The organism is Rheinheimera pacifica (genome assembly GCF_900108485.1).
GTDB lineage: Bacteria > Pseudomonadota > Gammaproteobacteria > Enterobacterales > Alteromonadaceae > Alishewanella > Alishewanella pacifica.
This window is the reverse complement of record NZ_FNXF01000031.1, coordinates 1-10728: the sequence shown is the minus strand read 5'-3', so window position 1 is coordinate 10728 and position 10728 is coordinate 1. Positions and strand designations below refer to the sequence as shown.

General features: G+C 46.7%; 15 protein-coding genes and 1 pseudogene. 4 read left to right on the top strand and 12 right to left on the bottom strand.

What is annotated here, in order from left to right:
* A pseudogene (locus BLW68_RS20525) lies at positions 1-409 on the top strand (helix-turn-helix domain-containing protein); the annotation flags it as partial.
* A 216-nt stretch (positions 410-625) separates the two neighbouring features.
* Positions 626-1276, top strand: coding sequence for a DUF6988 family protein (locus tag BLW68_RS20520; RefSeq protein ID WP_092797117.1), 651 nt, complete (start codon positions 626-628; stop codon positions 1274-1276).
* A 19-nt stretch (positions 1277-1295) separates the two neighbouring features.
* Here BLW68_RS20520 and BLW68_RS20515 read toward each other — a convergent pair whose 3' ends face one another.
* The 3 genes from BLW68_RS20515 to BLW68_RS20505 all read right to left on the bottom strand — a co-directional run bounded on the left by BLW68_RS20515 (position 1296) and on the right by BLW68_RS20505 (position 3089).
* Positions 1296-2258 (bottom strand): competence protein CoiA family protein, encoded by a 963-nt coding sequence (locus BLW68_RS20515; protein ID WP_092797115.1) that lies wholly within the window; start codon positions 2256-2258, stop codon positions 1296-1298.
* A 36-nt stretch (positions 2259-2294) separates the two neighbouring features.
* On the bottom strand, positions 2295-2639 hold the full coding sequence (locus tag BLW68_RS20510) for a hypothetical protein (protein ID WP_092797113.1): 345 nt from the start codon (positions 2637-2639) through the stop codon (positions 2295-2297).
* A 75-nt stretch (positions 2640-2714) separates the two neighbouring features.
* Entirely contained in the window at positions 2715-3089 is a 375-nt protein-coding gene (locus BLW68_RS20505) for a hypothetical protein (protein ID WP_092797111.1), read from the bottom strand.
* A gap of 327 nt (positions 3090-3416) precedes the next feature.
* On the opposite strand from BLW68_RS20505, the gene BLW68_RS20500 reads away from it, so the two are divergent.
* Together BLW68_RS20500 and BLW68_RS20495 are read left to right on the top strand one after the other, a co-directional pair.
* On the top strand, positions 3417-3566 hold the full coding sequence (locus tag BLW68_RS20500; protein ID WP_092797109.1) for a Y-family DNA polymerase: 150 nt from the start codon (positions 3417-3419) through the stop codon (positions 3564-3566).
* A 162-nt stretch (positions 3567-3728) separates the two neighbouring features.
* Complete coding sequence (locus BLW68_RS20495) at positions 3729-4178, top strand: YybH family protein (RefSeq protein ID WP_092797107.1); 450 nt, start codon at positions 3729-3731, stop codon at positions 4176-4178.
* Positions 4179-4591: 413 nt separating this feature from the next.
* Here BLW68_RS20495 and BLW68_RS20490 read toward each other — a convergent pair whose 3' ends face one another.
* The 9 genes from BLW68_RS20490 to BLW68_RS20455 form a co-directional block, all read right to left on the bottom strand.
* On the bottom strand, positions 4592-4828 hold the full coding sequence (locus tag BLW68_RS20490; RefSeq protein WP_092797105.1) for a heavy-metal-associated domain-containing protein: 237 nt from the start codon (positions 4826-4828) through the stop codon (positions 4592-4594).
* A gap of 166 nt (positions 4829-4994) precedes the next feature.
* On the bottom strand, positions 4995-5357 hold the full coding sequence (locus BLW68_RS20485) for a hypothetical protein (protein WP_092797103.1): 363 nt from the start codon (positions 5355-5357) through the stop codon (positions 4995-4997).
* A gap of 57 nt (positions 5358-5414) precedes the next feature.
* Positions 5415-7694, bottom strand: coding sequence for a heavy metal translocating P-type ATPase (locus BLW68_RS20480; protein WP_092797101.1), 2280 nt, complete (start codon positions 7692-7694; stop codon positions 5415-5417).
* 81 nt (positions 7695-7775) lie between these two features.
* Entirely contained in the window at positions 7776-8234 is a 459-nt protein-coding gene (locus BLW68_RS20475) for a hypothetical protein (RefSeq protein ID WP_019677909.1), read from the bottom strand.
* A 76-nt stretch (positions 8235-8310) separates the two neighbouring features.
* Positions 8311-8448: a hypothetical protein gene (locus BLW68_RS21205; RefSeq protein ID WP_019677908.1), complete on the bottom strand. Its 138-nt coding sequence runs from the start codon at positions 8446-8448 to the stop codon at positions 8311-8313.
* Positions 8445-9068 (bottom strand): methyltransferase family protein, encoded by a 624-nt coding sequence (locus BLW68_RS20470; protein ID WP_019677907.1) that lies wholly within the window; start codon positions 9066-9068, stop codon positions 8445-8447. Before BLW68_RS20470 ends, BLW68_RS21205 begins: the two co-directional genes overlap by 4 nt.
* Before the next feature lie 53 nt (positions 9069-9121).
* On the bottom strand, positions 9122-9400 hold the full coding sequence (locus BLW68_RS21660; protein WP_019677906.1) for a DUF2933 domain-containing protein: 279 nt from the start codon (positions 9398-9400) through the stop codon (positions 9122-9124).
* Between the two features lie 479 nt (positions 9401-9879).
* The gene (locus tag BLW68_RS20460; protein WP_008985536.1) at positions 9880-10386 is read right to left on the bottom strand and encodes a DUF411 domain-containing protein; all 507 of its coding nucleotides are present in this window, start codon (positions 10384-10386) and stop codon (positions 9880-9882) included.
* Between the two features lie 20 nt (positions 10387-10406).
* Positions 10407-10728 (bottom strand): YybH family protein (locus tag BLW68_RS20455; protein ID WP_092797099.1); only part of this gene is annotated, 322 nt, incomplete at its 5' end.

Sequence of the window (10728 nt, the reverse complement as noted above, 5' to 3'; positions counted from 1 at the left end):
CAAGCGTGACGTTCCCTATCGTGATCTGCCCATCCACGGCAAGCGGGTCACTCTCTGGGTGGTCCGCCGCCGATACACCTGCCGGGCCTGCAAGACAACATTCAGGCCCCAGCTACCGGAGATGGTGGACGGATTCCGTATGACACTGCGGCTGCATGAGTACGTGGAGAAGGAATCCTTCAACCACCCCTACACCTTTGTGGCGGCACAGACCGGCCTGGACGAGAAGACGGTGCGCGACATCTTCAACGCCCGCGCCGAGTTCCTGGGGCGCTGGCACCGCTTCGAGACGCCCCGCATTCTGGGCATCGACGAGCTGTACCTGAACAAGCGCTACCGCTGCATCCTGACCAACATCGAAGAGCTTAGAGACATTGCAAGACTGCTGATAATAGAAGGCTCAGACGTCAATGCAGAACACAACAGCCCGGTCAAAGGTTATACCCCGTTAATGTTAGCCGCAGAGTTAGATGAGGGAGAACTATACTCGCTAATGCTTGAGTATGGCGGTAAACCACATAAAACCTTTATTGACCCTAACACTAAGACAGCTAACAATTCATGGCAGATTGCCGCCTTCTGGCGCTCCCGCTCAATTTTGGCTTTGAGGCACTAAGGAACAGTTGTGTACGAAAAAGAACTAGAAGCACTGCTGCCGCGCTGCTTTGAAATGTATGATTATATGGCCGAGCATGTTGAGCAGTTACAACATCTTGGAGCGATGCCGGAGCTTAAATGGCGATTGGCCTTCCACTCAGGTATTTTGGCATTTGAACATGGACTCTCTTCTCTTAAGTTAATTGCTGATGGTTTTACATCATCGGGCTTTGCATTGATGCGCCCCCAATATGAAAGCCTGATACGTGGATTTTGGCTCATGTACGCTGATACTGAGGATTGGTTTAATAAACTCGCGACTGCAGGTAAAGTTGGCCCAGACCAAATCAAGAAGCTAGAAACGCCACTAATAGCAGATATGCTTAAAGCGCTTGATAATTCAGAAGCGCCAGCGCATATCCTCGGTCAGTTGAATGACTTTAGAGGCATTAACAATTCAGCGTTTAATAGCTTTACTCATAGCGGTCTTGCCGCACTTGTCAGCAACGGCGTTGGTTATGAACCCAAGGTTATCTATGATTCACTTCGAAACTGCAATGCTGTCGCGGCTATAAATATGCAGATGCTATCTATTTTGACTGGATATGAGGAAGCCATGGAGCCGGTCAGAACGATGCATCATCACTTCGTCGATTGCTTGCCAATTATTCATGGTTAAATATTAAGATTTTCTGAGCTTAGTATTTGCGGACATTAACCACTTCGCCATTGTGCCTGATCACCATAATTTTAGCGCCAGGCTGAAGCTGGCTAAACAGATCTGCATAATGCCTGGCATAAGTTTTTATAACAGGGAGGTTTAATACTTCCCCATTCTCGTCACAGTACTCCAGCGATACATGCATACCATTATCGACAGGTATTGCTCTATGGCTAAGATAGCAATCCTTTAATTCATAACTGACATTCTGAGGTATGGTAATAACCTGCCTGGGAGGTAATCTAGGAGGGGGATTAACTTTGGGTTTTGGCTTGGTCCTATAAGCAAGCTTTGGATTATGCTGCCAACTCTCAGCATCTGGATGATTCCAAACAGTCTTACCATCTAAGCCAAAAATATCTTTTTCAACGTCTTCAAGTTTGAAAGAATTTAATGAATGGGTATTAAGTGTAATTTCTAATGTGAAAGCTTTGCCTGAAATAATTTTAGCCGTCTTAGTTTTATCTATACCATGCGTTACCGTAATTTCCACATTCACAATCCAACCATTTGATGTGGTTAATCTCACATCGGTAATCGTACCTGTAGTTTCGTCACGACTTTCAAGTTCTGCGGCGGTAATTGTCACGGAATCACTTTTTTCGCCACCTAGTGATTTAGGTATGTACTTGCCTTCCTCAATGCGAGGTATCTTGAATACCTTATCTGTTCCAACAGCATTCTTGAGGCACTGTTTGGCAAAAGCATGTAGAACGGACTCATTGGTCGCACCGCAATCCGATGAATCTTTACAGTGCCTGAAATAATGTTGGCGAATCTCACCGAGGCATGCCTCCAATGCAACACCGCAATTGGGGCATATACAGTTACATGCTAGCCCTCGCTCCGCAAGTGACAGGTCTTCAATTGAGACAAATACACCGTTTTGCAGCGCATACCTGAGTTCAGTAGCAACATGTCTTGGCTCTTTTATGATCACTCGCTAACAGCCCCGATTAAATGATTGATCAGAATATCAGCTGGTCGCACTGTCATGCTCACGGACGCTATACATGTGCAGATGATCGTCAAGGCACAGGTAAAACTCCTTCAGAAACTCTTGCATGCTTTGAGTTTCAGAATGCACCCAGTCAAAAAACAATTCGAAAAATGGCTCTCTAAACTCATTGTCATCAGGGGCACCAACAGCATCAAAAATTATATCGAGAATAGATTCTGAAAACGGAATAATGAAGTCGCAATCCATTGCCTCAGAGACCTTATCAGCTGCTTTTGCTTGCTCAGCAGCAATACAGAAGAGATCAGATATTGTATTCTCATCAACCGTTCTTACTGCGAAGGGAATTACACGCTCAGCCATTACGACTCACATTAATATCAAATTTAAAAAATATACTGCACTAAAACCTGCTACTCAATTTTCAACCAATACTTGCTATAGAAATATGTATACCAGGTAGTACTTAAATGGCATGTCAATTTTTTCTTGCTCATGCATATCGAGACATTTTGATGAGTTATAAATTTTGGCTAATGTATATTCTTGTCTCTCTAGCCCTTTACTGTAAAGGTCTAATTCATCCCTAACTTCTTGACCTAACTCCATAACATACCTGGCACTTCCTTCAATTTTCTCCTCATTTACATACGCTTTCATTTTGCTTGATATCATCTCAACAGCTTGATGTTCACCAAGCTGGTTGGCGGCGAGCCCACACTTCAGAAATGACTTAATCTCTCCATCAACGAAGCTACAGGAAGACAGTGTAACAACGAAAAAAATATAAAAGAGTGCTAGATTTTTGTTCATAAAATCATACCTTCATGTAATACAACACATCTGTCACGCATCTAATTATATAGACACTCGTTAAAATCATAGAGATCAGGATTCTGCACTTTAATAGACATTAAAGTGCAAATTTCTATCTATATCAGAGACAAAGTGTATGCAGTGTCACTAACATAGTGAATTCTGATACAGCTGTCACTACTTTAGCTAAAGTTTACACTTATGCAACACAGATAAGCTGCAAGAGCATATAGAACGCTGATGCTTAATAATTCGAGTTCAAGCGAATAGCGGCGTATTCTCCGGGGCATGTTTCCGGTGTGTTTTGAAAATCCTCATTGAGAGATAGAAAAATTCCCAGCGAGGAGACCTGACTTGAAGGACAAGCCGCTTGTTGTGCTACAGCACAATGATGGCTATGTAGTTGCTCTCTCAACAGACGCTAAGAAACGCGGCATCAAATACACTTGCCTGTGCTTCAGGTGCGTGAATTAGTGCAATAGTGACCTTCTTAAAACGGAGCTTTGCTGATATGACGTTACCAGTATTTCCTCGCGTGAGAAACTGAGCTTAAAATTTGTGCATTTGATGCTTGACCTTACCGTAAGGTAAGGTTTTACGCTGCCAGACAGCTTGTTCATATACGGAGAATATATCATGTCGGCATTACGCTTTACTTCTGCATCATATACCGGTCCAATCCGTGGCACTAAACCATGCAATCTGTTACAACCTGCATCTATACAACTAGGTGCATCACAGCTTACACAGCAAATGCAGCACGCTTTTTTTCACCGCGACCTGAAATTAATGACAAGTTGTTTTGCCGAAGAGGCAGTACTGGTAAATATCCTTGGTCAACGCTTGCATGGCCGTGACGCAATCTGCCGGTATATCAACAGCACATTCGTAGACTGGCAAGAAGATTGGTTGAGCTATCACTTGGAGCATATGACCCCGTTAACCGACAATATGGCAGTGGTGAACGTGCAACAGAATATCTACAGACGAGACGACAATCGTCTTAGCGGAGTCAGTAGCTCACTTCTCTGGGTTGTTGGCTTTATTGTAGGTAAATGGCAGATCTTGGCATGTAACGCCGTCTGAATTCTGTTGCCCATAAGGCAGCAATAAACGTTTGTCGATTACTAGCTATTTTTGACTTGCCGGTGGCTAAACGGATTTTTTAGTGATCTGTTTGACATCGCAAGCCCTTGAAAGCCCCCCTCAGGGCTGCACATTAAAAACCTGAGCGACATTGAAAAACCAGTAACGTCTTATATCGCGTACTCTAGAGACAAAGCCGGTGTCGCAGCGATAGACGCTAAGAACTCTGCTCTACCACAACTATAGCAAAATGATGACAATCTCTGTGCTATGCGCCACTTGGTCGACGATGTAAGCTGGCATTATTTAAGCGAGGACATCAAACAAATCCTGCAAAGCAGCGAGACCGATGCACGTTAAACAAAAAATAAAGCCACCCGCAGGTGGCTTCACTATTTCGTTAAGCGTTTTACTTATACGTGGCAGGTGTTTGCCGGATTACAGCAACTGGTTTTAACCACCGTTGCCATATAACCTGCGTCTTTAATCGCATCGGTAATTTCTTCAGCGCTCAAGTCAGCTTCCACCATCACTGTGTGGCTAGTTAAATCCACTGTGACTTTAGCCGTGTCTTGCAGTTGCAAAATGGCCTGGGTAATCATGCTCACGCAGTGGCCACAGGTCATATCTGCAACATTAAATTTCATCATATCCTAAGTCTCCTGTTTTGAACTCAGTGCACAGACTAAAGGTTGCTTTAGTGGCAAGGTCAAGAAGTAATCAACACCCTGTTTCAACGTCAAACAAGTAACAGATTAAATTTGGTTGACATTCATAAGGCGTCAGGTTTGTAACCTAACGGCAGGTTTGTCCTCATTAGCGTTTATGCGTTGGCGGCTTGGTGTGACAACTCCATGGCTCGTGCTGCGCATTGTCTTTCACGTTCTGATCGACATATTTATAGTAGCCTTCTTTGAAATGTGTCCACCAATCATGACTTATCTCAATCGTGAAACGTGTTAGTACCTCTTCGATACCATCCAGGTTTAAATGCGTTGCGTCATAAGCCAGGTTTAACACCTGCGTTTTAGGGTCGTAAGACACTGCATCTAAACCATATAGTTTATCAATCTCGTCAATGGCGGGTGTAATTTGCGTAGGGTCTTGTGGCACCAATTTTAGATGGCGTACCACCAGATTAACTTCTCTTACCCCGACACGGTGTTCAAGATCACTCATAATTAACTCCTATTACTTAGCGAGAAAGAACGTATTTGTGTGCAAATCTTCAAAGCATTAACGATTTTTCGCTGCTGAAAATTGCCGTTTTAACAACAAAGAATTACCAATGACGGACAGTGAGCTGGCCGTCATTGCCACCACGCCAATCATCGGGTGCAGCAAACCGATGGCAGCAATAGGAATGGCGGCAACGTTATAAGCACTGGCCCAAATCAGGTTTTGCACAATCTTATTAAAGGTCGCTTTTGATAGATGCATTGCATCAACCACGCCAGTCAATTCGCCCCGCACCAGGGTTACGTCGGCTGCCTCTATAGCGACATCAGCCCCTGCACCAATAGCAATGCCGACGTTAGCTTGTTTTAGCGCCGGCGCATCATTAATGCCATCTCCGACCATGGCCACATAGTTGCCATATTTTTTTTGAAGTTCGCGCACCGCATCGACTTTGCCGGCGGGCAACACACCCGCCTGCACTTCATCGATGCCAACCTCATTAGCTACAGCGCGAGCCGCACGCTCATTATCGCCAGTGATCATCACCACATGCAGGCCCAGCTCATGCATGCCACGAATGGCAGCAACTGACTCCTGTTTGATGGTATCGGCCACTGCGACAACACCGCAGGCTTTACCGTCAACCGCAACCAGCACAGCGGTGCGGCCACGCCCTTCCAGCTCATCTAATGCCTGATCCAGCGCTTGCAGGCCTGTGACGCCCTCTTCATCGAGCAATTTGCGGTTACCTATCAGCACGAACGCACCCGCAACCATGCCAGAAACGCCACGGGCACCGGTAGAGCGAAATTCAGTAACCTCGCCAGGTGTTACATTGCGCTCGCGTGCACCCTCAACAATCGCCCGGGCAATTGGGTGTTCCGACGCATTTTCAACCGTAGCTGCCCATTGCAACAATTGTTGCTCGGTCACACCATCAGCGGTTGTCAATTCGGTCAGTTTAGGTTCACCACGGGTAATAGTGCCGGTTTTATCCAGTACTATCACTCTAATGTCTTTAAAGGTCTGAATCGCTTCACCGGATCGAATCAAAATGCCTCGTTCTGCGCCAATTCCTGAGCCAACCATTAACGCTGTCGGGGTAGCCAGGCCTAACGCACAAGGGCAAGCAATAACCAATACGGCAATGGCCGATAGTATCGCCAACACTGTCGTGCTTGCACTTGGGTCGACCCAGGGTAGAAAGCCGGCCCCCCACTCCAGCATAGGCCGCAAGCTATCAGCAGCCAATAACCAAACAATCAGGCTGCCGAGCGAAATAAATAACACGACAGGAACAAAGCGGCCCGTCATGCGGTCTGCAAATTCCTGAATAGGCACCCGCGAGCCCTGAGCCTGCTCCACTAATTTAATAACCTGAGATAAGAAAGTATCGGCCCCCACTTTGGTGACTTTTACCCGCAACCGACCTTCTTTATTAATAGTGGCCCCGATGACGGTGTCGCCGGCGGCCTTAAACACCGGCACTGATTCACCAGTGGCTATCGATTCGTCCAGATGGCTCTCACCATCCAGTACTTCACCGTCTGTTGGTACCTTATCACCAGGACGGATCAGCATCACATCGCCAGGCTTTAACTCCTTGACCGGTATCTCCAGCTCTGCGCCGTCTCGTTCAATGCGAGCGGTTTTAGCTCCCATAGTCAATAACTTACGGATAGCCTGAGAGGCTCGACCCTTCGCTTTGGCTTCCAAAAAACGCCCCAGCAAGTGAAAGGTCATAATAGTGGCAGCCATTTCGATAAACGAGGTCATACTATAAAAAAAGCCTGCCAGGCCAATCAGATAAGGGGGAATACTGCCAAGAGAAATCAGCACGTCCATGTTAAAGGTGCCGTTGGTCAGTGAGCGCCAGGTAGAATTATGAGTTGCCGCACCGCCAAACAAAAATATCACTGGAAAGGCTAGCAACGCGACAATAGCCAGGTATCCAGGAATGGGTTGCCAGAACATATGAGGCAACATCAGTAGCATAATCATGGCGGTAGGGAGCCCGGCTATCCAAAGTCGTTTGTGGGCTTGGGTTAAATACGCTGCATCAATTTCAGCGTCGTGATCGGTGTCAGTATCATTGTCAGCGGACGCTTGCGCCACATCATAACCGGCTTTTTCAACAGCAGTGCGGATATCATCCAGAGTTAACAACGCTGAGTTATAGCTAAGCTGCACCCGATGCGCTGCAATATTAGTGCTAATATCACCAATCCCGTCCAGCCGCTTCAACGATGTTTTCACGATCCCGGCGCAGTGATCTGAGCCCATGCCCGGCACTGTCAGGCGAGCCTGACTTTTGTCACCTTGTGTTACACTTCTCATAACGTTTCCTTAAGCTGTGACTAAAATTAACATCGCTAAACTTGAAGATTTACATTCCAGGCCTAAACAAAAAGGGGTTAGTTACAGATCGCTCATTCGGCCAGTTTGTCTGGCTAGCCGCATGGCTTCATGCTCTTCCATTGCCAGTAAGGTGCCCAGTAATGCTTTCGCTTCAGGAATGTCTGCCCTCGCCTCAATATCCCGATAAAGCTCTATAACTTGTTGATGGTAATCAATTACCTCTTTACAGATGTCATCAAAACCAAGGCTTGCGTAGCGGTCGTCACAAGTTCGGTGTGACTGAATGGGCTGATGAGATAGATAGTCATAAATGTAGGTTTTCAATACTTTAGGTGCTGCCTGCTGTTCGAATAACTTGAGCATGATTTCAATTTTTGCTTCATGCTCAGCCAGATAGTCCAGCAATAGCCGGGCTTGCTCTTGCTCATTCTTAATAGCACAGTGTGCAAGACACAATGCCAAGTGTTGATGCAGCTGGCGGGTCCAATCTATCAGGTCTGAAAAGGTTTTAATTTCCATGTCGTGAGCCTCAAAATTACTGATCGAGCTAAACGTTAATAAATCACTGTTTGCTTACCTAAAATAGCAATACCGTTCATTCGTCACTGTCCTGTTGTTTCTTACGTGCGGCATTTTCAGCATGGGCGTGACGGCGCCGCAAGTTCCAACCGGCCAGGGCAAGTACTACCAATAGTGCAATACCACTAATAATAGTAATAATTTGCGGATTCATCGGAAGCTCCTCAGATCTAAGCTTTGGATACGGGGAATAAACATCGGCACGCGTTGCTGATAAGCGCGATATTCATTGCCAAACAGCGCCAGCATGTGGCTTTCTTCCTTACGCGCTAAAAAGGTGTAAGCCAGAACAATTATCGGAAAGGCCAATACAGAGACTATCGTCGGCCAGTGCACCACCCCTTCACCAAACACGATAAGAAACAGGCCGCTGTATTGCGGGTGACGGACATGGGCATAAATGCCATCTGTCATTAGTACCGCACTGCGTCGCGCCAGATGAATTCGGCGCCAGCCTTCTGCGACAAGTGTTGCACCATAAAACACCAGCGCATAACCAAGTAGCATGGCAATAATATGTGCAGTGGGTGTACCAAATAATTGTGCCCACAAGTTGCCGCCGTCACCCCAAGCCAGATCTAGGCCAAAAAAGCGCGCCAAAAAATATATAGTTAACGGAAAGCCATACATTTCGGCGTAAAACGCAATAATAAAAGCCTGCAGCACGCCGGCGCGAGTCCACTCTTTCCAGCTATCGGGTGCCAGATAGCGGTACATTAACCACGAAATAATAACGGAAACGATAATGGCAGATCCCCACATGCCAATGTGCATTTGCGTGCTCCTGTTTTAAAGAAGGTGCTAGCCAAACATTAAGGGCCATATTGTTATTCCTGGTGCTTAGAATGCGCAGACTGTTTTTTTCCGTCCTCTACGCCGCGGCGATAGGCATCATCTGCATTCTGGTTAATATCGCCGTGATGGTGCCCGCCATGCCCTTTATGCATAAATACATGCATCAGCGGACACAGCAACAAAATCAGATAAGGTAAATAGGGCAGAAGGTGGCTACCATGCTCAACTAACAAAAAATAAAGCGCGGCTACAACTAAAATAACAACCGTTAGACCATGCAAACCTTTCCAGTTTCCGGCTTTAATTGCCATGATAACTCTCCCTTTGTTGCCGTTGTGAAAGTATATACAATATGTCCGCTTAGTCATTAATCCAGATCAATGATTTGGCTAATACGGAATAAAGGTGGCAGTCAAGAGGCAATATTCATACCTGCGCCTTCGGCTTGGTCATCGGCATCACTATATGCGGTAACAAAAAGTTGAAACAAAAATGCGCTTGTCGAAGCGGATATCACCAATCACAGTGAACAGCTCACAGACGCAGGAAGAAATTCTGGCAGCACTGGAAGAAATTGGTTACCCAGCAACGCCGGCAGCGTCAGTAGCGTCGTGTTGCAATGCTGAAATGAGCTGCAAGTCAGCAAAAATGGCGGACTAACATTTCGCTGTGGTAAGCCGTGCGGCAGGTTGCAAGCCTGACCGCACTGCTCATAGTACTAATTTAGCTAAAACAGTGATTTAGTTGTCATTACAGCACCGCGTAGCAGCAAGGATTGACACTACACTACTTACTGCATGGCAGCATCACTGATGTGAGCGTAAACGCTGGCGCTGCCATCTTTATGCAGCAGCAGAATGTCGTACGGCATAAAGCGGCCTTCCACTTCCATACCCGGTGATCCAAGCGGCATCGCCGGTACACTCAGGCCAATTGCATCCGGGTGCGACTCAGCAAGAAATTTCCGGATGTATTTAGCAGGGATATGGCCTTCAAAGGCATAGCCCTGCTCCGATACGGCGGTGTGACAGGAATAATACTGTGGCGTGATGCCATAGCGCTCTTTTATGCCGCTTAGATCATCATAGTCTTTCGTCTGTGCAACCACTCCCTGCTGTTCAAGGTGCGATACCCACTTTTTACAGCAACCGCAGCTTGGCGTTTTGTATACCGTGAGGGTTAGTGCTGCTGCACTGTCGGGCACAGCTGTAGTTTCCGGTTTAGCCGGGCCGGCGTCTTTACAGCCGGCCAGTAACGCAGTAGCTACCAACACAACCGCTGCCAGAGTTAGCTTCATAGTGATCTCCTGCTGTTGTCTTAGTGCGACCAGTGCACATGCACGATCTTCCAACCGGCGCCTGTATCTACCAGCACCAGCGTTTCTTTACTGATAACGTCAACCGGCTTGCCTTTATAGTCGCCAGTCAGTTGGCTACGGCTAACCGAATAGGCCACCTTGCCCAGCACCTTGGTCTGATGCTCCAGCGCTTCTACCTTTACCGCCGCCATAAATTTCATATCTGCCAGCATATGATGACTGGCATACTCTTCAGCGGAGCGCTCTACGCCATTACCTTCGACAATCAGCACGTCATCTGCCAGCATGGCGCGCACCGCTTTGGCATCGCCAGCGCGTAAC